The sequence below is a fragment of the Acidobacteriota bacterium genome (genome assembly GCA_016716435.1).
Classification (GTDB): Bacteria; Acidobacteriota; Blastocatellia; order Pyrinomonadales; family Pyrinomonadaceae; genus OLB17.
On record JADJWI010000008.1, the window covers coordinates 537,710 to 563,336 of the forward strand.

The window sequence follows — 25,627 nt, forward strand, 5'->3', positions numbered from 1 at the left end:
ATTATTGATGCATTCATTTATTTCACGATCTCTACTTTTGGTTTTTCTTGTTGGAACTTTGGTAGGTGCGGAGGCAACTGCGCAGACCCGCGAGGTCCAGAACGCCAAGGAAGCGGTCAACAAGATACTCGACGAATCAGGCAAACACTTCCGCGAAGGGCTTACCGCACTCAAAGCCAACCGCCGCCAGGATTCAGGCCAGAACTTTGATAAGGCCGTCGAGGTTTTCCTTTCATCAGCAATAAATATTCAGACCGACGGCCGGCTGCAGACATGCTATAGCCAGATACTTGAAACGGTTTATCGAATCGAGTTTCCGACCGCCGCAAGGCAGCCGCAGATCCGCAGCCTCGCCGTTAGCTGCGGTTGGCAGTGGAACGATGTCGATCTCGGGCTGGCAGACGAAGTGACCGCATTGGTCGCCCAAGTTAAGAACACAGATGCTTCGGCACAGCAGTCAGAAATGCCGAGCGGCGATCTTGTCGGATTCAGCTCGCAGGAGTTCGAACCCTCGCCGCTTGACGACCTTTCAAAGCTTGAGCTGCTTCCGGAAGAGCTTGTCATCGAAGGAAGCCCGGAAGCCTCGCAGCAGTATCAATATATTCAGTACGCCGTTTCGAATCGGTCGCTTGGATTTTCGTTCCAAGTGCATCCGATGATCCAGCAGTACATCAATTATTATCGCGGCCGCGGCCGGCGAACGATGGAAGTCGGGCTTTACCGTTCCGGAATGTTCATGTCGATGGCCCGCCGCATCTTCCGCGAAGAGGGAATTCCTGAAAATGTCGCGTGGCTTGGCCAGGTTGAAAGTGCCTGGAAGCCGAGCGCGATGTCGCACATGGCCGCCTCAGGACTCTGGCAATTCATTCCCGGAACCGGTAGTCGTTTTGGGCTCCGCCGGACGGCTTATGTTGATGAGCGAAACAGTTTTGAAGAAGCGACGCGTGCCTCCGCCCGTTACCTGAAGTTCCTTTTCAACCGCTACAACAATTGGGAGCTTGCAATGGCGGGCTACAACTGCGGCGAAGGCAACGTTGACCGTGCGATCCGCCGTGCCGGCTCGGCTAACTTTTGGGCTGCGTATCCTTTCCTTCCGAAGGAAACGCGAAACTACGTTCCGAATATTCTGGCGACGATACTGATCGCGAACAATCCGGCTCAGTACGGTTTTGGGCACGTTCGCCCGGCTCCGCCGCTGAGGTATGACCGCATTCGCGTTCCGCCCTCGACCAATCTTGGGCTGATCGCTCAAGCCTCTGATACAACGGTGCAGTATCTTCGCTACCTGAACCCGCACCTGCGTTCGAATTCAACGCCGCCGGAGCCTTACATCGTTAATGTACCGCCGGGCAAGGCAAATGAGGTCGTGGCAGTTTTCCGGCGACTTCCGGCAACGAAGATCAATAACACTTCGCTGGCAAATTCGGTCCGCGGCGAGACGTGGGAATCCATCTCGAATCGTACGGGAATCAGCGTTGCCGAGCTAATGTCGGCAAATCCCGGAATGCGTGTTCCCTCGGGCAAGGTGCTCGTGCCGGTGAATGCAAACAATGCCGGCCGCGTGCAGGCGACGAGCTATTCGCGCCCGACCTCGCAGCCGCAAACAGCCGCGTCGAGCCAGTTCAAGGTCGTCAAGGCTCAAGCCGGTGATACCGTCACGAAGCTTGCGCAACGTGTTGGTGTGGACGCAGTCGAGATCGCAAAGATCAACGGGCTGTTGCCAAACTCAGTACTCGGTGCCGGCCGCGAGATAAAGATCCCGGCCAAATAAACGTTTGACCTCCTCCGAAATTGATCGCGCCGGGTTATTATTAGCCCGGCTTTTTTTCTGTGAAGATCTGGATCACGAAAAACTCAGAGGTGACCGTCCACGAGCAGATCGTGACGCAGGTTCGTGTTGGGATAACCTCCGGCGATCTTAAACCTGGCGACCGGATCCCGAGCGCCCGCGAGATCGCCCGGCGTTTTGGGATTCATGCGAACACCGTGACCGCGGCCTACCGCGAACTGGCGGCCTCGGGCGATATCGATCTTCGCCGCGGGAGCGGGACGTTTGTTGCAGACGCGGGCCGCGAACGACCCGACGGGCAGGCCTCGCTCGATGCGATGGTAGCCGAGCTCGGGGCGATGCTCGTCCGCTCGGGCCACAACCGTCGCGATGTCGCCGCCGCCTTTTCGCGATGGGCCGAGTCTTCGGGCGGAGCGATCTATCTGCTCGAGCCCAACGATGGGCTGTTTCGTTTGCTTGCTTTCGAGATCGCGAACGCACTCGGTTGCAGCGTCGAGCGGTGCGGTACCGATGAGGTTGCGTCTCTCCTTGCCGCCGGCAAGTTCGTCGCGGCTCTGCCCGATGAGCTTGCAAAGCTCAACGGAGACATTGCGAGCGAGAAACGCGTCCAGGTGCTTCGTGCGAACTCGATCCCGCAGGCGCTTTCCGGACATCCGAAGCCTTCCAGCGAGGAGTTGATCGGCGTCGTCTCGGAATGGGACGACTTTGCAGCCTTTGCCCGAGTCTATCTCGCGGCGGCCGGAATCGACACAGAAACGCTGGTCGTCCGTTCGTCGGCGGACGCCGAGTGGAAACGGGATATCGGCCTATGCTCGATAGTGATCTGTGATTCTGTTGCGGGAACCTTGCTCGGCGATGACGAGCGGAAGCGAGTTTTCACGCTCATCTCCGCGCAAACGCTTGAGGAGTTGCGTGGTTTCCTAAAGGACCTAGGTTCGGACAATCAGCCCCTGCCCGGTCGGGAGTGAGGCGATGGCAAAGCCGAGTTCCTTCGCGAGGGCGTCCATTGCTTCCTTCTGCGGCCGGTAACCGAAATAGGCGTAGTCATCCAGAAGAACTATCCCGGCCTTTGCAATCCGCGGCCAGAGAGTTTGCAGGGCAGCGACCTCGGGAGCCGCGTGGTTCATATCGATGTGGAGATACGCGATCGTTTCCGAATCGATTTGGACAAGCGTATCCGGGACCGAGCCTTTGATCAGTTTAACGTTCTTCCATTCAGCAAAATTCTTTTCCACCGACGCAAAGTCCGTAACGTAAAACTCTTCCTTGATGTGCTTGGCGTTTCTTTCACGTTCAATTGCTTCCGAGGCTTGGTCGGCGTCAATCCCTTCAAATGTATCAAGAAGATAAAAGGTCTTGCCGAGCGAATCCCAGTTAAGATATTTCATTATTGCCGAGCTCAAAAAGCCGCGGTTGACGCCGCATTCGACAAAATCACCATCCAGGCTCGCCGCGGTCCGGGCGGCCCAGAGCCCAATGTGAACACGCCAATGCCAGCCGTAATCTCCCGCGGCCGCCACGCCTCTTTGATAGGCATTTCGAAAGCCGTCGTCCTCCAGAAAACTATGGTCGTGGATCGTGGCAAGGCCATCGGACTCGTAAATCTCCGCGTCCGCGGGAAGGCGAAAGAGCCCCAAGCCCCGGTCATGCATTAGCCGTTTGATATAGCCTTTTACGCCCATAAATTCACTTTTTGCATTTCGACGCGGCCTTTGAGCAACGCAATATCCTCGCACTTCACAGGCCTCTTGACAAATTCCGATATTGTAACTAATATCGTTACAGATGGCGGCTAATAGCCAATTTTCTATGGCAGTACATGTTCTCTCGATGCTTGCGGCGTCGCGGGATGAGAACGTGAAGTCGGACTGCATCGCCGGGAGCGTGAATACGAATCCGGTCGTGATACGAAGGCTATTAGGTCAGCTTGCCCAGGCCGGTTTGGTCGTTTCCCAATCGGGTTCGAATGGCGGCACCCGCCTGGCCAAATGCCCGAACGAGATAAATCTTGCGGACGTCTATTCGGCCGTTTCGTGTGGCGAGGTCTTTGCACTTCACGCAAGGGAACCAAACAAGGATTGCCCGGTCGGGCGAAACATCGAAGCCGTGCTTTGCCATGTTCAAAAGCGGATCGATAGGACGATCGCCGAAACGCTTTCGTCCTACACGCTGGCAAATATATTCGACATGGTCGAAAAGGGAGCGGCAGCATAAAAATTTTTGCACATATCTGTATCAGTAATAGTTACAGTAGTGTTAATTCTTTAACGAGTAAGGGGCAGTATTTTTCATGTTTTGGTGTTCTTTACAATGCGTATTTGAGAGGGTGATGACGGCTCCGGCCGTTCTGAACCTCTCGTCGGAGGTCGCGAAGGTCTTTCCGATCTTTCTCAAAGCGGCCGAACTGCTGAACCGGTTCGTTCAATGAGCCGGGGAAGTACCTGCACCTATGAGGTGTCTAAATGTCATTTAGGTTTACTGAAATAATTGAAAAAGAATATCTGGACCGGTCGATGAGCTTTGCCGAATATGACGCGCTTGTCGATACGCTGGTAGCGGAGAACCGCACGACGGGCCCGAACCAATTGCAGGCGCTCGTCGATTTTACGCGGCTTAATCAGGTTCGAATGCGACGGCTTATGAAGACCGTTTCGCCTGAGGGCGCTTCGGCCGATAAGTTGAGGTCGATAAGCGGACGACAGGTTTGGCTCGTCATAACCGAAGGCTGGTGCGGCGACGGGGCACAGAATGTTCCGGCGTTAGAGATGCTGGCCGGTGAGTCCTCGAACGTTGAAACGCGGTATATTTTACGGGATGAGAATCCGGAGCTTATCGATCGCTTCCTGACCCGCGGCTCGCAATCGATCCCGAAGGTCATTGTTCTTGACCGCGAGACCCGAGTGGTTCTCGGCAGTTGGGGGCCGCGTCCGGCGGCGGCACAAGAGCTTTTCGACCGACTTAAGTCCGAAGGCGTTGACAAACCGATCATTCTGGAAGAGTTACAGCGTTGGTACAACGCGGATAAGGGACGTTCGGTCCAGACTGAAATGGCTGATGTCGCGTGCAAATGCGAGGAATTGGCCGAGCAGAAACTGGCAGTGTTCGCCTGATCAAAATTTTACTTTCGAATAAAAACACTTGATGAGAGATATCTGAATGAAGATCTTTGCTGTACTTGTAATTGCGCTCGCGTTATTCACGGCGGCGTGTGAGGACCCGGCGGCCAACAAGCCGCGGGCGACGACCTCGGAACCGACGAACGCTACGTCGTCAAACACGGCCGTAACCGCGGCGACACCTGCAACAAAGGGCGAGGCACTTGCCTTGAACCCGGAGAATTCCAACGTCGAGTTCGTCGGTTCGAAAGTGACCGGCAAGCACGATGGCGGCTTTGAAAAATTCACGGGAACCATCGATCTGGTCAACGGCAAGCCCGAAGAGAGCTCGGTCAGCGTTGATATCGATATGGCCTCGGTCGTGACGGACGCGGCCGGACTGACGGATCACCTCAAGACCGGTGATTTTTTTGAGGTCGAGAAGTTCCCGAAATCGACATTTGCTTCGACCAAGATCGTTGCCGACACGGCCAAGGGTGCGAATGCCTACACGGTCACCGGCGATCTTGAAATGCGCGGCGTTATGAAGTCGATCACATTTCCCGCGACGATCACCGTCTCTGACGCGGACGTTGCGGTCAATGCCGAGTTTGCGATCAACCGAAAGGATTTTGGCGTTAATTATGCCGGCATGGCTAATGACCTGATCCGCGACGATGTTGTCCTGCGGCTTGATCTGAAGAGCCCGCGGAAAAAGTAAGTAACTTTTTTAGCTTGCTGCGGCGTCCGTGCCCCGAAGGTCGTGTTCTGTCTTCTGTCTTCGGACCGGGAAGGCCGGACGCCGCGGCTGGAATTTTCTGAACGTGCGAAATGAAAGCTTGGGTCATTAACAATTTCGGGATCGACGAGTTAAGCCTCGAGGACCGGCGAGTTCCGGCGATCGGCGAGAGCGAGGTGCTCGTCAAGTTTCACGCAGCGTCGATAAATTTCCGCGACTTGATGGTAGTTGACGGGACGTACAACCCGAAGATGAAATTGCCGGCGGTTCCGTTCTCGGATGGAGCGGGCGAGGTGGTCGAGGTTGGGAGCAGCGTTACGAAATGGAAGCCCGGCGATCGGGTGATGCCGATCTTTGCTCAGCATTGGTTCGACGGCGACCCGGACGCAGAGATACGAAAGACGTCGCTCGGTGCAGGGAGCGATTGGGACGGAACGCTCCGCGAATTCGGTGCGTTTGACGAGAGCGGCCTTGTCGCAATGCCTTCGCATTTGAGTTATCAAGAAGCGGCGACGCTTCCTTGTGCGGCATTGACGGCCTGGCATTCGCTTGTCGCGTCCGGCGATGTTAAACCGGGCGAGACGGTCGTCACGCTCGGGACCGGCGGCGTTTCGGTGTTCGCACTTCAATTTGCAAAGGCGGCCGGAGCGCGAGTGATCGCGACATCGAGCAGCGAGGAAAAGCTCGAGCGGCTCCGCGAACTCGGAGCGGATGAGACGATAAATTATCGCGAGCGTGAGGATTGGGACAAGGCGATCCTCGAAATGACCGGCGGCCGCGGGGCCGACCACGTTATCGAGGTCGGGGGTTCGGGCACGCTTCCGCGTTCAATAAACGCGACACGGTTTGGCGGCCACATCGCAATGATCGGTGCACTGACCGGTGCGGCTTCGTTCAACCCGACGTCGGTCTTTATGAAGGCCGTTCGCGTGCAGGGAATTTATGTGGGACATCGGCGGATGTTCGAGGAGATGGCGAGAGCGATCGAGGTTAACCAGCTTCGGCCGGTCGTCGATTCGACATTCGATTTTGGTGAAGTGAAAGCAGCTCTTCATCACATGAAGGACGGGAAACACTTTGGAAAGGTCGCGGTCGACTTCGACCGAAATTAGGATCATTAACGAGCATGGGAGGGATTATGAATACACTTTTCGATAAATTACAGATCGGCAATATTGAACTTAGCAACAGGATCGTTTACGCACCGATGACGCGTAGCCGGGCGGATGACGAAGGCGTTCAGCCGGAATTCGTGGCCGAGTATTACGGCCAGCGGGCGACTGCCGGACTGCTGATAACCGAGGCGACGAATGTTTCGGCGATGGCGAAAGGCTATGTCCGCACACCGGGGATGTACACCGAGGAGCAGATCGAATCGTGGCGAACGGTCACGGACCGCGTTCACGCCGAGGGCGGAAAGATCTTTATGCAGATCTTTCATACGGGCAGGATCGCGCTTCCGGATTTTCTGCCGGCGGGAACAGAGCCGGTCGCACCTTCGGCGGTCGCTGCCGAGGGACAGAACTACACTGACGCGGGGATGAAGGAATTCGTCGTTCCGCGTGAGCTTGAGATTGAAGAGGTGAAGGCGATCGTTGGCGAATTTGCGACGGCCGCGGGCAATGCGATCAAGGCCGGATTCGACGGCGTTGAGATCCACGGAGCGAATGGGTATCTGATCCAACAGTTCCTTTCGACCAACGTGAACCTTCGCACGGATGAATACGGCGGCTCCATCGAGAATCGTTCGAGATTTCTGCTTGAGATCGTCGATGCGGTCGCGGCTGAGATCGGATGGGAGCGAACGGGCCTTCGGCTTTCGCCGGGCGGCGAGTTCAACGACATCAAAGAAGACTATGCAGAAGAGCTTTACGACTACGTAATCGATGAATTGAACAAACGAAAGCTCGCCTATCTGCACATCGGCACGTTCGATCAGAATCGAGATTGGCATCCGGTTATTCGGCCGAAGTACGATGGAATATATTTAGCTGGCGTCGGGTTTGATAAGGAACGCGGCGAGAAAACGCTGGCCGAGGGCGGTGCGGACGCGATAGTCTACGGCAAGCTGTTCCTCGCGAACCCTGATCTGCCCGAGCGATTCCGCCGCAACGCTCCGCTCAACGAGTGGGACGACAGTACATTTTACACGCCGGGCGAAAAGGGCTACACAGATTACCCGACGCTTGAGCAGGCCGCGGCCGCGGGTGAATAGATAACATGGAAGATAAGAAAGTTTGGTTCATAACCGGTTGTTCGACAGGCCTCGGGCGGGACCTCGCGGAGGTCCTGCTCGAGCAAGGCTATCGCGTTGTTGCGACTGCGCGGAAGCTTGATTCGATAAAGGATCTCGCCGAGCGATTTCCGGAGCTCGCCCGGATCGCCGCACTCGACGTCACCAATCGCGATCAGATCGCGGCGGCTGTTGAAAAGGCGATCGAGGAGTTCGGTCGGATCGACGTGCTGGTCAACAACGCCGGCTACGGCTTGCTCGGTGCGATCGAGGAACCGAGCGTAGAGCAGATCCGAGCGCAGTTTGATACGAATGTTTTCGGAGCGGTCGACGTGATGCGGGCAGTACTGCCGCAGATGCGAGAGCAGAAGAGCGGCCATGTATTAAATATGTCGTCGGTTGCGGGGTTCATCGCGTCCGGTTCGGCCGGGTATTATGCAGCGACGAAGTTTGCCCTAGAGGCACTTTCGGAGGCTCTTGCTCAGGAGGCGGGCGATCACGGCATAAGGGTCACGATAGTCGAGCCCGGCCCGTTTCGAACCGATTTCGGCGGCCGTTCACTTTCGGGGCCGGAAGGGCAGATGCCGGATGTTTATCCCGGAACGCAGCGGTTCCTAGATTATTTTGCAGAGGTTGATAGAAAGCAGGCCGGCGACCCAAGAAAGGCCGCTCAGGTCATGATCGACGTTGTCGAATCGGACCAGCCGCCGCTTCGGCTGCCGCTCGGGGAGATGTGCATTACGCGGATCGAGGCCGAGCTTGAAAAGGTTCGAGCGGATATTGCTCCTTGGCGGGCGGCGGGGCTCGACACGGCATTTGAAGAATAATGGATTGACAACTGTAACAAGAATAGTTACAATACGAAGTATTGTTGTTCGGTTCGTTTGCGAGAGCCGGAAACGTTGGCTATAATTCGAGTTTTTGGAGAAAAGATAATGGGAAATTTTGCACACGCAGTTTCAGATACAGAGTTTGAGACAAATGTTTTGGGAGCGGACAAACCGGTCCTCGTGGATTTTTGGGCAGAGTGGTGCGGGCCGTGCCGGATGATCGCTCCTTCGGTCGAGGCGGTCGCCGAGCAGCTTTCAGGCAAGGCCGGCGTTTACAAGATGAACGTTGACGAGAACCCCGAGGTGCCGCAGCGTTTCGGTATCCGCGGTATCCCGACGCTGATCGTCTTTAAGGGCGGGCAGGAGCAGGAGCGAATCGTCGGAGCCGTCTCGCAGGAACAGATATCAAAGGTCTTGGAAAAGTACGTTTGACGCCCGATAACGTAAGAAAAGAATGAGCCGCTCGGTCGGCTCATTTTTGCGCATAAAAATGCCCGAGCCGATCGTCGTCGGCCCGGGCATCATTTTTGTTAGACGAAATGCCTAGAAGACAAACGTATTCGCGACCGGGTAGTCGCCGTTCTGTCCCCATTGTGCTGTTGCAGCACCGCTCGTTGAACCGAGGTACCAGAATGCCGATTGGCCCGCCGTCACGCTTGGCCGCCAAACGCCGGGATCGGTTTTCCCGTCGCCGTCGTAATCGCCGGGAACCGCGAAGTCGGATGCAGAGGCACCGAATGTTGTGCCGACAGTTGCTCCGTCAGAACTTCGGCGATGCCACCATTGGAGGGTTCCCGCAACGCCTCGAACAATGGCGAGGTCAGTTTTTCCATCACCGTCATAATCGCCCGCAACGATCGGGTCGCTCGGTGTGCCAAATATCTCGCTCTTGATGCCGTCGGTCGATTGCAAGAACCAGAAGAGGCCGTTTCCGCCGCCCGCACTTCGCTGGACAACGAAGTCATTCTTGCCGTCGCCGTCATAATCGCCGGGAGCGACAAAATCACCATTCACTCCCCAGGGAACAAACGTGATAGCTCCACCCGGATTGTTTAGCGATCCGCGATAGAACCAGGTGCTCTGCTGGAGCGATGCCGGGCCGGGCCGATAAACCGCAACGTCCGCTTTGCCGTCACCGTCATAGTCGCCGACGACGCGCGGGTTGTCGCCGGTCTGGCCAAAGTCTTCGATGCGAACGGTGTTGTTCGAACTCTGTAGGATGTAGAAGAACGCATTGCCGCTCGGCTGGCCGGTACTTACCCCGCGCCAGACGGCTATGTCGGTCTTGTTGTCGCCGTCAAAATCTGCCGGAACGAAAGCATCGGTCGCGATGCCCCATTCCGCGGTCTGAACGGCCGCGGTCCCGTTCCAATTTATGAACCAGGTGACCTGCCCGCCGGTTCCACCGCCAGTGTTTCGGACAAGGGCAAAGTCGGTCTTGCCGTCGCCGTTGAAGTCAACGACGTTCTGGGCAGGAGCAGCGGGCCCGCTGGTCGTGACCGATGCCCATGTGGTGCCGATGCGGATGCCGTCAACAGAACCCGCTGGATGCGACGAAGCGGAACCCTGACGAATTGCGTACGATCCCGGAGCGATATCAGTCGAAGCATCCGTTGCCGTGATGGTCGGCGAAGCCGGCTCACCGCCCGGGAGCGCCGGGTTTATGTACATAACGACCGTATCGTTATCCACCCCGTCGACGACCGTGTATTTCACCACTACCAAATATGTAGTGTTCAGGGCGTATGTATTACCGGTCCAGACGATCGTGTCCGATCCGGTCGCCGCTTTCGAGAGGCCAAATGCAACACCGTTTGAAGCGTCCCTTCGAGCAAAGACACGGCCTCTGAACGTTGTGCTGATCGGATCCGGGCTGAGGTGAAAGAAGTAACCGCCGCCGAGCGTCTCCGGTGCGGCTGAAAAGTTGACCAAGAACGCAGCATAAACGGAGCCCGTTGACTGCACGGCAAAGACCTTGTGAGCGTCCTCACCCGAGGTCGTAAATCCGACCGCATTTCCGATACCGGAGCTCGGATAATTGGTGTAGGTCAATCCCGGCGAAACGACCGTGAGCGGATTGGTACCCGCTCCGCTATGGGCCGTCCAGCCATTGTCGGTGAGCAATTGTCCGGCGGTCTGAGGGAAGTCTTCAACCGCAAGCGGCGTCTGCCCTTGGGCAGCAACGGCCGCAAAAATCGCGAACATACCGAAAAGTCCGCGGACTAAAATTGATATCTGATTTTTCATATTTTTCGTACCCCGAAACAGAGTTCACACCGCCCGCATAGCTGAAGCGGACTTACCCGGACCTCTGTCCGAAAAGGTAAAGGAATTCAAACTGTCTAGAACTTCTCTAATTTCCTACTATTCTACGAATAAATCAATGGCCGAAAGGCAGCACGGTAAAATAAAATTAACGTGCCTACGGGTCGATTTGGTAAACTGTTGATTCGCGGTACATCTTAATGTTTCTTCGCAGCCTCAATTTGCTGGTTTTTCCGGTCGCCGTTGTCTTGGCGGCAGGGGTATCTTTGCAAGGACAGAACAGGCCGCCGGCAGAGAAGGACGAAGAGCGGATCGTTGTCCGCACAGACCTGATCGAGGTTCCTGTGGTCGTGACCGACGCTACCGGAAAGCTTGTGAGTGGGCTTAAGGCCGGAGACTTTAAGGCATTTGAGGACGGTGCCGAGCAGGAGATCGCGGAGTTTCGGACCACGACCGAGCCGTTTGATGTTGCATTGTTGCTCGATACTTCCGGTTCGACGCGGTCGGAGCTCAATCTGATCCGGCGGGCGGCCTCGCGGTTCATCGCTTCGCTTCGGGGAGGCGACCGGGTTGGATTGATCGCCTTTCGAACAGACACGATCGACGGCCGCTCAAAGGCGAGTATCGACGTTTTGACGAGCATCACCGGCGATCGGCGAGAGCTTAATCAGGCCTTGGACAGCGTAGCGACGAGCAACGGAACTCCCTATTATGATGCGCTAGTGACGACTGCGGAGCGGATGTTGAAAAGCAGTGATGGGAATCGGCGGCGAGTGCTGGTCGTGCTCGGCGACGGGGTTGATTCAACGAGCGAAAGCGATTTTGCGGAGGCGGAAGAGGGACTGCTTCCGCTCGGCGTATCGGTCTATTTTATTCGTGTCGATACGCGGCCGTTCCTCGAGGAAAATCTTCTCGGCAACTGCCAGTTTGCGATGCGATTTTCGGTCGCTCAGCTTAGGCGATATTTTTCTTCGCTCGGGTCGCGAGCCGAGCGGACAACGGATTTCTGCAAGCTCGGTGATTTTGAGCGGTTGGCGGTTAGTAAGCGGCTATATGAGCTCGCGGACGAGGAGATGGCGTCGCTCGCGAAGGCTACGGGCGGGCGGGTTTTTCCGGTCGCGGATCTCGCGGAGGCAGGAGCGGCGTTTGCATCCATCGCCGAGGACATTGGAACGACGTATTCTCTCGGATATTACTCAACAAACGAGAAGCGGGACGGCAAATTTCGGCGGATACGGGTAGAATTGAAGGATAAGGCAGGGAAGTTTGGTGTGCGTGCCCGCGAGGGCTACACAGCCCCATTGAATTAACGTATGGAACGATTCGAACGTATTTGTTTGATTGTGCTTGATTCGGCCGGGATCGGCGAGATGCCGGATGCGGCCGCCTGGGGCGATGCGGGAGCGGACACGCTCGGGAATATCTTCAAACAACGGCAAGTGAACGTGCCGAATCTTCAGAGCCTCGGGCTTGGGAATATTCGTCCGCTCGAAGGGCTGCCGCCCGTCGAGAAGCCGATCGGTTCATTCGGCAAGTGCACGCTCGCTTCGAACGGTAAAGATACGACCACGGGCCACTGGGAGATGGCCGGGATCATTCTTGAAAAGGCGTTTCCAACTTTTCCGGAGGGCTTTCCGCCGCGGGTGATCGACCGGTTCGTGGAGGAGACGGGCGTGCCGGGCGTGCTCGGCAATGTGCCGGCGAGCGGAACGGAGATAATCAAAGAGCTGGGCGAAGTGCACGTCCGGACGGGCAAACCGATCGTTTACACCTCGGCAGATTCGGTCTTTCAGATCGCGGCGCATGAAGAGGTCGTTCCGGTCGAGCGGCTTTATGAGATGTGCGAGACGGCGAGGCGTATCCTTGACGGCGAGGACCGCGTCGGGCGAGTGATCGCGAGGCCATTTGTCGGCGAGACGGCTGATTCATTCAAGCGGACCGAGAACCGGCACGACTACGCCGTTCCGCCGCCCGAGCAGAACCTGCTTCCGCTGCTGAAAAATGCCGGTTTGGACGTTGTTTGCATCGGGAAGATAGCCTCGATCTATGACTCGATGGGCGTTACCGAAGACCTCGTCGCGAAGAACAACGACCAAACCATTGATCAGACGATAAACGCCATAGACGCTGATACAAAAGGGCTTATTTTTAGCAATCTGGTCGATTTCGATATGCTTTTCGGCCACCGGCGTGACCCTGAGGGATATGCGGCGGCGCTTGAGCACTTTGACGCGCGGCTTCCGGAGATCCTCGCCGCGATGGGCGAAAGCGATCTGCTCATTATCACCGCCGACCATGGCAACGACCCGACCTTTCCCGGCAGCGATCACACCCGCGAATACGTCCCGCTGCTGGTTTACGGCAAAAAGGCCGCCACGGGCGTCGACCTCGGCACCCGCGGTTCGCTCGCCGACATCGGCCAAACGATTGCCGCCAACTTCGGCATAAAAATACCCGCCGGCGAGAGTTTTTTGAAAGAGATCGGTTGAGAAAATATTTTGAAGACTGCGAAAGGAGAAACAACTTGTGACAATTGCGGGAACACAGAAGCGAGGGTGATACACGTTGGGCGTAGCTATGGGTCCGGTGCGGGTCTTTTGGTTATCGAGAAGATCCCGGTAGTATCTTGTCCGCATTGCGGAGCGTGCTACCTGTCCGCCGCTACTCTTAGAGAGATCGAAAACATAAAACGGAAGCGAACCGATATCGCCACCGAACGACCCGTGCCTGTCGCTGGTTTTTCATAGTGCCCTCTCAATAACTATATGAATATTTTGGGAAACCACATTCTCGCTGTAGCAATTACCCTGGCCGCGATGGTGGTACTTGCTCTACAGGTTGACGCGCAGGAAAAAAATTACGATCTTCGAATTGAAGGCTTAACGGGTAAAGTAAAAAGCATCGAAGAATTCGAGGCCACTATCAAGATCAGCAACGGAGTTGCTAAAGAAAGCTCGCGGTCGCTTAGCCGAGTGGTCAGATTCGATAAGACGGGCCGTAAGACTTACGAATGGTCGCAAATCAGCGGAATGGACGCGATTGAACGATTCTACTCTTACGACGAGAACAAAAGGTCGACTCGAACATTGCGTGCCGGACCGCGTAGTGTTGAAACGCATTCTTACAGTATTTTCAGTTTTGATATAGCAAACAATACTCTCGTCGAAAGAGTTTTCCCGGGAAGAGAAGAAGAACGAAGAAAACAGACTCAGGGTTATTCGTTTAGATTTGATACGAACGGGTGTTTGGCGGAAGAGATAATGCTTACCGCCGATAATAAGCCACTCCTAAAGAAAGTGTATATTTACGAAAATGACTGTTTGCCTAGCGAGTTGCGTATAGGGCATGCCAGCGGAGTCGGCCGCATACAGGTCCTCAAATACGCTTACGAAATGGATGATAACGGCAACTGGAAGAAGCAGACAATAGAAAATACACTCGCAAACACCGAGGCGACGAAAAAACGTGAGGTCATTTACCGGAAACTGAAATACTATCGGTAGAGTAAAAAATATAACGCGCTAACTTTTCTTAAAAAACCGACACCCACGAGCATGGAAAATTGAACTAGGTTCGGGCTCGACAAGGCTTTGGGCATCGGTTGGTCGGAACTTTTTACTCGTGCGTGACCTCCCATCTCAACGTCGGCAGGCGGTATTGAAAAATTAGCTAACAGCTATTAGCTTATAGCTGTTAGCTTTTTCATTAAGACACCACACGGCAGAAAATTATGAAAAGATACCTGGCGATCGTATTCGTCTTTGCGATGGCGGTTGGGGCCTTAGGGCAGGTTTCGGAGGCACCTTCGCGGCTGCGGCAGGTGATCGAGAATTACGAGCAGGACCGCGGGGCTTATGCGCGTTGGCATACGGCGGAGACCTCGGCGACGAGGCGGGAGCGGTTTCGGCGGCTTTATTCGGACCGGCTGGCCGAACTCGGGCGGCTTGATTTTGCCCGGCTTGAGCATCACGAGCAGGTCGATCTGATACTTTTCCAGAACCATCTGCGGCGGGAGTTAGCCGAACTTGACCGGAACGCGGCATTGCTCGAAGAGATGATGATGATCGTGCAGTTCGCACCGGTCATCAGCGACCTCGAGGATCAGCGGCGGCGGCTTGAAACCATCGACCCCGAGCAGACGGCTGCCAAGCTCGACGCCCTGGCGGCGAATATCACCGAGACGCAGCGGGCATTTGAGAACGGCACGTACCAGAAGCCGAAGCGGACGGTCGCGTATCGAGCCGTACGAACGATTGCCTCGCTCCGTTCGACGCTCCGCAATTGGTACAACTTTCACAATGCCTATGACCCCAAGTTCACTTGGTGGAATAAGAAGCCATACGAGGCTGTCGAGGCGGCACTTCAGCGATATTCGGAATACGTTTCCGGGAAACTGGTCGGCATCGCAGCCGACGACCGGACGACGATCATCGGCGACCCGATCGGACGCGAGGCTCTTATCCGCGAGCTGCAGTTCGAGTTGATCCCATATACGCCAGAGGAGCTCGTCGAACTTGCGGAGAAGGAGTTCGAGTGGTGCGTGGCGGAGCTCAAGAAGGCCTCTCGCGAGATGGGCCACGGCGACGATTACATGAAGGCCATCGAGGCCGTAAAGCAGAAATACGTCGAGCCCGGAAAGCAGCCGGCGTTGATCCGCGATTTTGCACTTGAGGCGATAGATTACGTCAAGAAGAACGACCTGCTGACCGTGCCGCGTGAGGCCGAGGAGACGTGGCGGATGGAGATGATGTCGCCCGAGCGGCAGCTCGTCGCCCCATTTTTTCTCGGCGGCGAGACGATCCTGGTCGCCTACCCGACCGACTCGATGACGCACGAGCAGAAGATGATGTCGCTCCGCGGAAATAACCCGCATTTTGCCCGGGCGGTGACGCATCACGAGCTGATCCCCGGCCACCATATGCAGCAGTTCATGAACCGGCGGTACAGGCCGTATCGGGGTACTTTCAGGACGCCGTTTTGGGGCGAAGGCTGGGCCCTTTACTGGGAATTCTTGCTTTGGGACCGCGGATTTACCAAAACGCCGGAGGACAAGATCGGGGCACTATTCTGGCGGTCGCACCGGGCGGCGAGGATAATCTTCTCGCTCAATTTTCATCTCGGCCGATGGACGCCGGAGCAATGCGTTGATCTGCTTGTTAACCGGGTCGGGCACGAGCGGGAGAATGCTCTGGCCGAGGTTCGGCGGTCTTTCTCGGGCGACTACGGCCCGCTTTATCAGATGGCGTATATGGTCGGCGGCCTGCAGTTTTATCAGATGCACAAGGATCTCGTCGGCTCGGGAAAGATGACCGACCGACAGTTTCACGATGCAATTCTGAAAGAGGGTTCGATACCGGTCGAGATGGTCCGGGCGACGCTGACAAAACAGCCGCTCGAGCGGGAATTTGTGACCAAGTGGAGATTTTATGATCTTAAGGAATAGAGCATTTCTCGCCGTAGTTGTCGCGTCGTTGCTGGTATTCGGATGCTCGACGCATTCGGAGAACGACGGGCATGATCATTCAGGCCACGACCACGGAGACCAAGGTCACGCGGCAAACACCGACCATGCCGGTATGGACCATTCGACGATGGCAAGTTCGCCGGGAGCGGCCGATGCTCCGCGGGATCTTCAGTTCATCGACACGATGATCGTCCATCACCAAGGCGCTCTCGATATGGCAAAGCTCGCGGAGGTCCGTGCTTCGCGCGATGAACTCAAGAAATTCGGCGCCGCGATCATCGCCGATCAAGACCGCGAGATCACACAAATGAAGCGTTGGCGGGGCGAATGGTACAAAGATGCAAAGCCGGCGATCAATATGGATTTTCCCGGGATGAAGGACGGAATGGCCCAGATGGATATGAAGCGGCTTGGTGAGCTAAACGGGGCCGAATTTGACCGCGAGTTCATTCGCCAGATGATCGTCCATCATTCAGGAGCGGTAGTGATGTCGCGATCGCTGCTCGATAAGGCGGCCGAGATCAAGCTCAAGCCCGAGCTGAAAAAGCTTGCCGAAGCAATCGTCACGGCACAGAACGGTGAGATCGAACAGATGAACAAATGGCTTTCTGAATGGAAATGATGCAGAAGCTTTTCGCGAAATAACGCCGTATCAGATCAACACACCTGACAAGGCCCGGCAATCGCCGGGCTTTTTTCGTGACTCTCTAACGTGCTGCAAATACAAATGTTAGGGGTCTCTGGCACAGCCATTGCGATGTTAAGGGGCGGGATTATGTCATACGAAACGATCAATGTTAACGGCGAGGAACGGGTAGTAAGAGAAGACGTTGCGAAGAAGCACCGCGGGATCAACTGGATGATATTGAGCCTCGGAGGCATCATTTTGATCGCGGGCCTTATACTGCTCTCGGGTATTTTCAGCGTGGCGACGGACCCGAACCCGGAACCGTCCCCGGCGATCAGCAATAGGGTCACACAGTAATTCACACTTTTACATTTCACTTGCCGACGGCACCGCCGGCGTTTCGTGAAATGCTTGCCGCTCGAAATGCGGCGTTGGGCGTCCGCGATTTGGACGCCCGTCTTTGCAGTCTGGCTCGTCAGGAAATAGAACACCCATCTGCCATCTGGTAATCTAGTCAAGTGCTGATACTTGGCATCGAAAGCTCTTGCGATGAGACGGCCGCCGCCGTGGTGCGCGATGGCCGCGAGATGCTGTCTTCGGTCATCTCGTCTCAGATCGAACTCCACCGGCCCTACGGCGGAGTTGTGCCGGAGCTCGCCTCGCGTGAACATCTTGCGAAGATCGGCCCGATCGTCGATGCCGCACTCGAGAAGGCCCGGGTTTCACTTGAGGCGATCGACGCGATCGCGGTGACGCAAGGACCGGGGCTCGTCGGGGCTTTGTTGGTCGGCGTTTCGTATGCAAAGTCGCTTGCCTACGGGCTCGGTATCCCGATCGTTGGCGTAAATCATATAGAGGGCCACGTTTATTCGGTCGCGTTCGAGAATCCGGAGGTCGAGTATCCGGCGATGGCACTGATCGTCTCGGGCGGCCACACAAATCTTTTTTTCATTCCGGAAGAGGGCAAGTACAAGGTCGTTTCGCGAACCCGCGATGACGCCGCCGGCGAAGCGTTTGACAAGGTCGCGAAGATGATCGGGCTCGGCTATCCGGGCGGGCCGGTGATCGAAAAGCTTGCACGGGGCGGTGATCCGAAGCGCTTCCGGTTCGTAAAAGCAAAGATCTCCGACGGGACGCCCGATTTCAGCTTTTCGGGCTTAAAGACCGCCGTCTCGAGGCACCTCGAGGAAACACCGCTCGGGAAGGATCAGGACAAGGCGGATCTTGCGGCGAGTTTTCAGGGTGCTGTCGTAAACGCGCTGATCTCGACGATGGAAAAGCAGGCCGCCGAATATCGGCCGCGGACGCTTATCGTTGCCGGCGGTGTTGCGTGCAATCTTGCCCTTCGCGAAGCGGCTGAAAAGGCAGCGGCGAGGCTGGGGATTCCGGTATATTTTCCATCGAAGCATCTTTCGACGGACAACGCGGCGATGATCGCGGCGGCCGGTTATTTCCACCTTAGGTCGGGCCGGAAGGCCGGGCTTGAAATGACCGCGGACGTTACCTTGCGGCTGCAAAACATTGGCCTGCCGGCAAACGGAGCCAAGGCCGGCCGAAAGCGATTTAGAACTTAACTATTGTTTCTTTGGGAAACCGCCGTATAATCTTTGGTAGCCCCCATTTCCTAAGAATCGCCGGACCTCGATCTGCCGGCAGGGTGTCCACGCGGCTCCGGAGCCTGCTTTGAAATAAATCTATGAAATCACTTCGATCCTTGATCGCACTCTTTTCGTTGTTCGTCGTTTTTGCCGCAGGCTCGCTCGGCCAGAACAATCCGCCGCCGTTCCGCTATCAGATCCCGTGGGCGACCGGGTTCAGCTCGCCGCTGCTCTTGACCCATGCCGGCGACGGCACCCGCCGCACGTTTGTGATCGAGCGTGGAGGGATCATCAAGGTGGCTCCTAAGGGATCGACGACCTACTCCATTTTCATGAACATAACGACCCGAGTGCTCTCGGGCGGTGAACGCGGGCTTCTGGGCCTGGCGTTCCATCCGGATTTTGAGAACAACGGCTATTTCTTCGTCAACTACACGCGACAGACGGACGGTGCGACCGTTGTCTCGCGGTTCAAGGCGACAAACAACAACACACTCGGCGACCCGAACAGCGAGAGGCCGATGCTTACGATCCCGCAGCCGTTTTCGAACCATAACGGCGGGATGATCGCTTTCCGCGAGGACGCCCCGGGGCAATACAACCTCTATATCGGCATGGGCGACGGCGGCTCGGCAAACGACCCGGGCAACCGTTCGCAGAACATCAACGAGCTTCTTGGCAAGTATCTTCGCATCACGCCGAACGTCACGGACGAGAATCCGAATCCGGCTTACACGGTGCCGCCGGATAACCCGTACGTCGGAATTCCGGGGGCAGATGAGATATATGCGGTCGGCGTCCGGAACCCATGGCGTTGGTCTTTCGACCGCGGCGGCAGCAGAGCACTTTGGGCCGGTGACGTCGGGCAGAACAACATCGAAGAGGTCTCGATAATCGGGCTTGGGGGCAACTACGGCTGGAGGGTTTATGAAGGCAACAACTGCACCGGGCTCGATGCAAGCCTTTGCGTTCCGGCAAATTTCGATCCGCCGCTCTTCCAATACACGCACACGGGCGGGCGTTGCTCGATCACGGGCGGATACGTTTATCGCGGCGTGCAGAATGCTCTTTTGAAGGGCGAGTATATTTTTGCCGATTACTGCACGGGCGAGATCTTTTTCTGGACGCTCAGCAATCAGCAGATCATGGTGCTCGACACGAGCCGCAATATCGCCTCATTTGGCGAGGACGAGGACGGGGAACTCTACGTTATTGGGCTAGGTGGAACGATCGATCGGATCTTGCCGAACAAGACCTCGGCAGATTTTGATGGCGACCTTCGGACGGATGTCGGGGTCTTTCGTCCGGACTCGGGCCTTTGGTATCGGCTAAGCAGCCGCACCGGGAACGTCTCTATCGATCAATTTGGCCAGGCAGAGGACATTCCGGTCGCAAAGGATTACGACGGTGACCTTCTTTCGGACCTCGCGGTTTTTCGGCCGATCGATGGAACTTGGTACGTGCTCCGGAGCACGGATAACACCTTCTTTGGGGCACAGTTCGGTGCCGATGGCGACACACCGCTTGCAGGCGATTTTGATGCCGACGGGCTCGCGGATTTCACCGTTTACCGGCCTTCGAACAACGCTTGGTACACATATCGAACAAGCGACCAGGGCGTCTCAATCACGCAATTCGGGGTCGCGGGCGACGTGCCGGTCCCGGGAGATTACGACGGCGATAACCGCTACGACATCGCGGTTTGGCGGCCCTCGAATGGCGTTTGGTATCGGCTTAACAGCACGAACGGCGGGTTCGTTGCCTTGCCCTTCGGTCAAGACGGCGACGTTCCGGCGAGAGGCGATTTCGACGGCGACCTGCGGAACGACCTCGCGGTATTCCGTCCCTCGAACGGCGTTTGGTACATCCTCCGCAGTTCGAACGGCTCGGTGCAGATACTGCAATGGGGTGTTGGCGGCGACAAGCCGGTCGTAGGCGACTACGATGGAGACTTCACGGACGACATCGCGGTCTATCGTCCGTCGAACGGCGTTTGGTATATCAGGCGTTCGACGAACAGTACGTTGCAGGCGGTGACCTTCGGGCTCGAGAACGATATACCGGTACCGTCAGTCGACGCTCCATAGTGTCATCTAAATTGGGTTACGCGGCGCGTGCGAGGGTGAAGACATCGACCCTGGCCGCGCCGCTTTTAATTAGGGCCTTTGCACAATAAGACGCGGTCGAACCCGAGGTGAGGATGTCGTCGATCAGGATGATGCTCTTGCCCACGATCAGCTTTGGCCGAACGACCTTGAAGGCGTTGCGGACCGAGAGGTCGCGGGCCTTGCGGTCCATTCCGGCTCGATGGTGCGGCGTATCGACGACCCGCTGAAGGCTTGCCTCATCAACCGCGATGCCGCTTGAGCGGCCGAGGAAGTCGGCAATGAAGGCGGCCTGATTATAACCGCGTTCAACAAAACGCTTTCGCGAAAGCGGGACCGGAACGAGAAGGTCGGCGCCTTCGCGGAAGCTATCGGCAAAGGCGATGCAGGCCGCATTTTGCATCCGGGAAGAGAGGTAGGGATTGGTCTTGAGGTTTATCACTTCCGCGGCGGCCGGGCCGCGATAGGGGCCGGCCGAACGGGCGATGCCGTACGCGTGGTCGTCGCATTTTCGGCAAAAGGTCTCGAACATCGATTCGGGCTCGCCGAGGAACAAGCCGCATTTCGAACACGCCGTTTCGCGGCCGGTGAAAAAACGGTAACCGCTCCAGCACGCTTCACAGGCGACGCCATCTGCCCGCCGCTCGACCTGATTGCCGCAGCAACGGCACTCGCGCGGAAATGCGACGGCGAGGAGCGAATCGGCGATCGTGGCGGCAAAACTCATCAGCTATTTCGCGGCAAGATGCTTCTCAAAAAAGGCGAGGATCCGCTCGTATTCATCAGCCCAGCTTTCGGGCCGGACGAAGCCGTGGTTTTCCGAAGGATAAAGCATCGCCTCAAAATACTGCGTTTTCCCAAGCCTGATGAGCTGCTCGATCATCTGCACCGAGTCCTGCACATGAACGTTGTCGTCGGCCATTCCGTGAAGTATCAGGAACGGCCGCTCAAGCTTGTCGGCATAGGCGATCGGCGAACTGCGTCTATAGGCCTCGGGGTTTTTGTCGGGAAAGCCGAGCCGCTGGGCGGTGTAAAAAGGATTCGCGGCGTAGTAATTCTTCCAGTCAAAGACCGAGCGAAGTGCGGCCGCCGCGGCGATCCGCTCCGGTGCCCGCAGGACGAGCATCCCGGCCATAAAGCCGCCGTAGCTGCCGCCATAAACACCGATGCGGCGTTGATCGACGCCATAGTTTTTGACCATGTGGTCGATGGAGTCGATATGGTCGTCAAAGTCCTTGCCGCCGAGAAAATCATGGACGTCGGTCCGCCATTCGCGGCCATAGCCCGCCGAGCCGCGGAAGTCGATATCGAGCACGACATAGCCCTTCTTAGCCAGCATGTCGTTGAACATAAACTCGCGGTAATAGTTGTTCCAGCCGTTGATCACGTTCTGCAAATAACCAGCACCGTGAACAAATATCACCATCGGATATTTCTTCTTCGAATCATGGCCGGGCGGTAGGTAGATCTTCGCCGGGATCTTTTTGCCGTCGCGTGAAGGGATCTCGATGAATTTGGGCTCAGTCCAATTACGTTTAAGGAATGCGTCAGGTGTTGTTTTGGAGAGCAGGGAACTAACCTCCGGACACGCGTACCGTGATTGACTGTTTTGGGGACAATTGTCGAAATAGGCAATTAACTCTTCAGGACGATTCCACTGAGAGCCGCTAAAAACTAACGTCGGGGAATCATTCTCCGAAAGCTGCGGTCCAGTGATCATTCCTTTTTGAACCGACGAGTAGAACTTCGTGCGATTCTTTGTCGTTGTGTTTATCTGCCCGAAGTCGCGTGTCGCTGTTCCCGATTCGGTAGATAAATAAAGAAGTCGTTCTCCGGACTTCCACTTTGCCCATTCGACCTGCCAGTTTCCTTTTGTGAGTTGCTCGGTCTTTACGGACGGGGTTGGAACGCTCCCGGTCAAATTCTGCTCTTTCTCGGTCGAAGACACCCTCCCTACAGGTCGGGTTTCCGCCTGGGTATCTGACGGCAATTCGAGGGTTGCGAGATATAGATGGTTAAAGCCGTCGCGTTCGGAGGCGAAGAAAAGCTGGGCGGGGTTTTTGGGATTCGGTTCGAAGATCGCCGATTTCGGAGCCTGCCATTTGTCGTCGGTCTCTTCGGTGACGAGAATGATCTTTTCGTCCTTCGATCCGACGTTGTAAATGTAGAAAAGCTGGCGGCGCTTGGTGTCTTTATCAAGCCGATCGACGATCAGCGAACGGTTGTCCGCCGCCCAAACCATCCGCCGAAAACTGGAGACGCCCTCGGGCTTCGGGAGCTCTATCTCGTGCGGCGCGTCGCGGCTGCCGTCGGTCGGCATGAACATCAATTTCTGCTCGGTCCAACCGCGTCGCGGCCCGCCGCCGGTGACATATTCAGGCAAGAAATTTGGGACAACAAGCTGCCGCTGCTTAGAGCCATCCGAAACGACGTACGCCGCCATCTTGCCGTCCTTGCTGGCCGCGATGTTTCCAACCGAGATGAACTGCTGCGCGTTGGCCTCACGGGTCACCTGTGTAAGCGTCGCATCCGCAAGATGAAGCACGAACGCGTTGCCGCCCTGCGAATAAAGAACGCGGTCATTGTCCAAAAACCGAGCCCCGAACTCAGGGGACTGTGTTTTCGTGATGCGCTTAAACGTGGCTCTACGAGAGTTTTGTTCGTAATCTACACGAGCTACATTGATCCGATTTTCGGTACCTGTGATCTCGTCCAAGGCTTTCATAAACGCTTCACTCGATCGTAAAGCGGGATGTACGTCGTAAAGTTGTCGGACACGTTCTATAAGCTCATCGATCTCGCGATTAATGCGAATGATCTCATCGCGTTCGGCGGAAGAAGACACGGGCGAAGATTCTATCGAAGCCCGGAGCCTATCATTCGATTCCACTAAATTGCTGAAAAGATCCGCTTCGTCAACCCCGACCCTCTTTGAAGCCTCGATAATATTCGGGATGAGTAGAGAGCGCCTCAGCATAGTCGCTAAATACATCTTCCACGTGCTCTCATCAGACGAAGAATCAGGTGTTTCAGTTCCTGGGAAAAGCGAAAGAAGGTAAATATCGCCGCCGTAGGTGAAGATGAGTCTTGACGAATCCGGCGACCATTCGAAATTGCCGAGCTGATTTTCGCGGTCGCGAACGAACTGGTCGCGGATGACCACGCCATAGCCGAGCGGATCGGGCTTTTCGGCCGGCCGCTGCGGAGCCGGAAGCTGGTCGGGGCTGAGAATCTTTTCCGGTGTCCCGCCCGCGGTCGAAACAATGTACAGATCACGCCGCGGTTTGCCCTCGGCGTTCCAAAGGAAAACCACCTTCGTCCCGTCCGGCGAAAGCTTCTCGCCCTCGACCCGCTGCCCCGCGATCGACGGCTCAGCCATGATCTGCCGAACCGTCAGGTTCTGAGCATTCGCCGAGCTAAAGAACACGAACGCAAGAAGGAGTAAAATGGTCCGTACGGTACCGGATCGGAGTTGCATATGTTACCTGAAATAAAACGTCCTAAAGAACACGACGAACTCTTAAAACGACTCAACGAGGAGTTTGAGAAAAAGCATAAGCGATCGATCGAACTACTCTCAAATATAAAGAGCGAACGAGAACGAATCAGCAGGCTACTGAATCGCTTCAAGTTCCAAGAACCCGACCTGATCTATCGCTTCTATCACCAAAGTTTTAAAGTCTTCATTATGGTGCCATTGATCGAACAAGCTGACAAATTGTTCGGCGACATCGCCCCTGAAGGGGCCGAAATCAACTCGTGGTACGGGCTGATCGCAAAAGGCGGAATCGGAAAGGCATTTGACAAACAAACGACAAACGAGAATTGGCTTTCCGAGGTGCCACAGATACTTCTCGCCTTTTGGAATGCGAAGTACTTTCTCGAACAAATGACAGTCGCCGCAGACGAACTGAACGAAGCCCCGATGACCCTCCCAAGCGGATGGGCAGCCGTCCTTTATCTTTACGGACTTCGTTAGGCTAACGAACTGGCCGCCCGGTTACACAGGCGGTTCCGATCTCAGGGCATTTCCAGAGCTCTCGCACGAATTTCTGCTTTCTGCGCTTCGGTCAGGCGGCCGTATTCATAGATGGCGTTTTCCCAAGTGCCGTACATCGCATTCGGGAGAACGATCCAGCGTTTGCCCCATTCATCGCGATAGCGGTTGGTCTCAAAAAAGCGGGCCGCGACCGATTTGCGTTCAAATACGTCAGAAAAGTCGTCAAGGTTATCGCCGATCAGCAAAACGATCCGATACTTTGCCCCGACGAGTTCCCGCCGCGGTGTCTTGGTCGAGATGTTGTTGCCCTGTGCGTCCTTTTGGCGGAGCATTACATTCTCCGGTCCTACGTCGCGAAAGCCGGCTGCGATCAGATTATCGATGGTCGCCTGTTTCTGCACCTCGTCGCGGTTCGAGACGTAGAAGATCTTGACGCCGTTCGAGACGGCATAGTTGAGGAATTCGACCGAACCGGCGATCGGCTTTGCCTTCCGCATCTCGCCCCAGGCGTACCAGTCTTCCATGTTGAACGGCCGTCCGGTCTTGATCGCCCGTGCCTGCGACGGTGAATTATCGAGCACGGTCTCGTCGACATCGACGATGATCGCCCGCGGCATTTCGCGTTGCTCTTTTGGGAGCAGTTTCGCGTTTTTCGGGTCGAGGTCGACATCAAGCCTGAGGCGGGCAATGTTGAAGGCTTGATGCGCGAGGGCTCGGTATTCGGCGGCTTTCTGTTGATAGAGCACCGCCGCAACCTGATAATCGAGGTTCTCAGGAGCTTTCGCCGTGTTTTGGGAATAGGCTCCAATTGCAAGTACAAGGAGCAGTACGGTGCTGAAATATGCTTTGATTCTCATGGCTTTTCGGTGATTATAGAAGTC

Annotated in this window: 24 protein-coding genes; 19 read left to right on the forward strand and 5 right to left on the reverse strand. The window is 56.1% G+C overall.

What is annotated here, in order from left to right; all coding sequences use genetic code 11:
* Positions 1-7 precede the first annotated feature (7 nt).
* Entirely contained in the window at positions 8-1,771 is a 1,764-nt protein-coding gene (locus IPM21_14400) for a transglycosylase SLT domain-containing protein (protein ID MBK9165070.1), read from the forward strand.
* A 59-nt stretch (positions 1,772-1,830) separates the two neighbouring features.
* A complete protein-coding gene (locus tag IPM21_14405) occupies positions 1,831-2,757 on the forward strand; it encodes a GntR family transcriptional regulator (protein ID MBK9165071.1) in 927 nt (308 codons plus the stop codon).
* Here IPM21_14405 and IPM21_14410 read toward each other — a convergent pair.
* On the reverse strand, positions 2,719-3,441 hold the full coding sequence (locus IPM21_14410) for a class I SAM-dependent methyltransferase (GenBank protein MBK9165072.1): 723 nt from the start codon (positions 3,439-3,441) through the stop codon (positions 2,719-2,721). The genes IPM21_14405 and IPM21_14410 overlap by 39 nt on opposite strands.
* A gap of 157 nt (positions 3,442-3,598) precedes the next feature.
* On the opposite strand from IPM21_14410, the gene IPM21_14415 reads away from it, so the two are divergent.
* The 7 genes from IPM21_14415 (at position 3,599) to trxA (ending at position 9,118) form a co-directional block, all read left to right on the forward strand.
* Positions 3,599-4,003 carry an Rrf2 family transcriptional regulator gene (locus IPM21_14415; protein ID MBK9165073.1) on the forward strand — a complete coding sequence of 135 codons (405 nt, stop codon included), beginning with the start codon at positions 3,599-3,601 and terminating at the stop codon, positions 4,001-4,003.
* Positions 4,004-4,251: 248 nt separating this feature from the next.
* Positions 4,252-4,899: a thioredoxin family protein gene (locus tag IPM21_14420; GenBank protein MBK9165074.1), complete on the forward strand. Its 648-nt coding sequence runs from the start codon at positions 4,252-4,254 to the stop codon at positions 4,897-4,899.
* Positions 4,900-4,945: 46 nt separating this feature from the next.
* Positions 4,946-5,605 carry a YceI family protein gene (locus IPM21_14425; protein MBK9165075.1) on the forward strand — a complete coding sequence of 220 codons (660 nt, stop codon included), beginning with the start codon at positions 4,946-4,948 and terminating at the stop codon, positions 5,603-5,605.
* A 110-nt stretch (positions 5,606-5,715) separates the two neighbouring features.
* On the forward strand, positions 5,716-6,735 hold the full coding sequence (locus IPM21_14430; protein ID MBK9165076.1) for an NAD(P)-dependent alcohol dehydrogenase: 1,020 nt from the start codon (positions 5,716-5,718) through the stop codon (positions 6,733-6,735).
* 26 nt (positions 6,736-6,761) lie between these two features.
* Complete coding sequence (locus IPM21_14435) at positions 6,762-7,838, forward strand: alkene reductase (protein MBK9165077.1); 1,077 nt, start codon at positions 6,762-6,764, stop codon at positions 7,836-7,838.
* Positions 7,839-7,843: 5 nt separating this feature from the next.
* The gene (locus IPM21_14440) at positions 7,844-8,683 is read left to right on the forward strand and encodes an SDR family NAD(P)-dependent oxidoreductase (protein MBK9165078.1); all 840 of its coding nucleotides are present in this window, start codon (positions 7,844-7,846) and stop codon (positions 8,681-8,683) included.
* Positions 8,684-8,791: 108 nt separating this feature from the next.
* Positions 8,792-9,118: a thioredoxin gene (gene trxA, locus IPM21_14445; protein ID MBK9165079.1), complete on the forward strand. Its 327-nt coding sequence runs from the start codon at positions 8,792-8,794 to the stop codon at positions 9,116-9,118.
* Positions 9,119-9,229: 111 nt separating this feature from the next.
* On the opposite strand, the gene IPM21_14450 is transcribed toward trxA, so the two are convergent.
* Complete coding sequence (locus IPM21_14450) at positions 9,230-10,891, reverse strand: VCBS repeat-containing protein (protein MBK9165080.1); 1,662 nt, start codon at positions 10,889-10,891, stop codon at positions 9,230-9,232.
* A gap of 260 nt (positions 10,892-11,151) precedes the next feature.
* On the opposite strand from IPM21_14450, the gene IPM21_14455 reads away from it, so the two are divergent.
* The 9 genes from IPM21_14455 to IPM21_14495 all read left to right on the forward strand — a co-directional run bounded on the left by IPM21_14455 (position 11,152) and on the right by IPM21_14495 (position 20,728).
* Positions 11,152-12,261 (forward strand): VWA domain-containing protein, encoded by a 1,110-nt coding sequence (locus IPM21_14455; protein ID MBK9165081.1) that lies wholly within the window; start codon positions 11,152-11,154, stop codon positions 12,259-12,261.
* A gap of 3 nt (positions 12,262-12,264) precedes the next feature.
* A complete protein-coding gene (locus IPM21_14460) occupies positions 12,265-13,440 on the forward strand; it encodes a phosphopentomutase (GenBank protein MBK9165082.1) in 1,176 nt (391 codons plus the stop codon).
* A gap of 9 nt (positions 13,441-13,449) precedes the next feature.
* Positions 13,450-13,698: a YgiT-type zinc finger protein gene (locus tag IPM21_14465; protein ID MBK9165083.1), complete on the forward strand. Its 249-nt coding sequence runs from the start codon at positions 13,450-13,452 to the stop codon at positions 13,696-13,698.
* Between the two features lie 18 nt (positions 13,699-13,716).
* Entirely contained in the window at positions 13,717-14,454 is a 738-nt protein-coding gene (locus IPM21_14470) for a hypothetical protein (protein MBK9165084.1), read from the forward strand.
* A gap of 263 nt (positions 14,455-14,717) precedes the next feature.
* Entirely contained in the window at positions 14,718-16,394 is a 1,677-nt protein-coding gene (locus tag IPM21_14475; GenBank protein ID MBK9165085.1) for a DUF885 family protein, read from the forward strand.
* Positions 16,378-17,037 carry a DUF305 domain-containing protein gene (locus tag IPM21_14480; GenBank protein MBK9165086.1) on the forward strand — a complete coding sequence of 220 codons (660 nt, stop codon included), beginning with the start codon at positions 16,378-16,380 and terminating at the stop codon, positions 17,035-17,037. Before IPM21_14475 ends, IPM21_14480 begins: the two co-directional genes overlap by 17 nt.
* Before the next feature lie 153 nt (positions 17,038-17,190).
* The gene (locus tag IPM21_14485; GenBank protein ID MBK9165087.1) at positions 17,191-17,400 is read left to right on the forward strand and encodes a hypothetical protein; all 210 of its coding nucleotides are present in this window, start codon (positions 17,191-17,193) and stop codon (positions 17,398-17,400) included.
* A gap of 161 nt (positions 17,401-17,561) precedes the next feature.
* On the forward strand, positions 17,562-18,617 hold the full coding sequence (tsaD, locus tag IPM21_14490) for a tRNA (adenosine(37)-N6)-threonylcarbamoyltransferase complex transferase subunit TsaD (GenBank protein MBK9165088.1): 1,056 nt from the start codon (positions 17,562-17,564) through the stop codon (positions 18,615-18,617).
* Positions 18,618-18,739: 122 nt separating this feature from the next.
* Positions 18,740-20,728 carry a PQQ-dependent sugar dehydrogenase gene (locus IPM21_14495; protein MBK9165089.1) on the forward strand — a complete coding sequence of 663 codons (1,989 nt, stop codon included), beginning with the start codon at positions 18,740-18,742 and terminating at the stop codon, positions 20,726-20,728.
* A 16-nt stretch (positions 20,729-20,744) separates the two neighbouring features.
* Here IPM21_14495 and IPM21_14500 read toward each other — a convergent pair whose 3' ends face one another.
* Together IPM21_14500 and IPM21_14505 are read right to left on the reverse strand one after the other, a co-directional pair.
* Positions 20,745-21,473: a ComF family protein gene (locus tag IPM21_14500; GenBank protein ID MBK9165090.1), complete on the reverse strand. Its 729-nt coding sequence runs from the start codon at positions 21,471-21,473 to the stop codon at positions 20,745-20,747.
* A 3-nt stretch (positions 21,474-21,476) separates the two neighbouring features.
* Positions 21,477-24,224, reverse strand: coding sequence for an alpha/beta fold hydrolase (locus IPM21_14505; GenBank protein ID MBK9165091.1), 2,748 nt, complete (start codon positions 24,222-24,224; stop codon positions 21,477-21,479).
* Between IPM21_14505 and IPM21_14510 the strand changes: the two genes are divergently transcribed.
* Complete coding sequence (locus IPM21_14510; GenBank protein ID MBK9165092.1) at positions 24,225-24,725, forward strand: hypothetical protein; 501 nt, start codon at positions 24,225-24,227, stop codon at positions 24,723-24,725.
* A gap of 41 nt (positions 24,726-24,766) precedes the next feature.
* Here IPM21_14510 and IPM21_14515 read toward each other — a convergent pair whose 3' ends face one another.
* A complete protein-coding gene (locus IPM21_14515; protein ID MBK9165093.1) occupies positions 24,767-25,603 on the reverse strand; it encodes a 5'-nucleotidase, lipoprotein e(P4) family in 837 nt (278 codons plus the stop codon).
* Positions 25,604-25,627 lie beyond the last annotated feature (24 nt).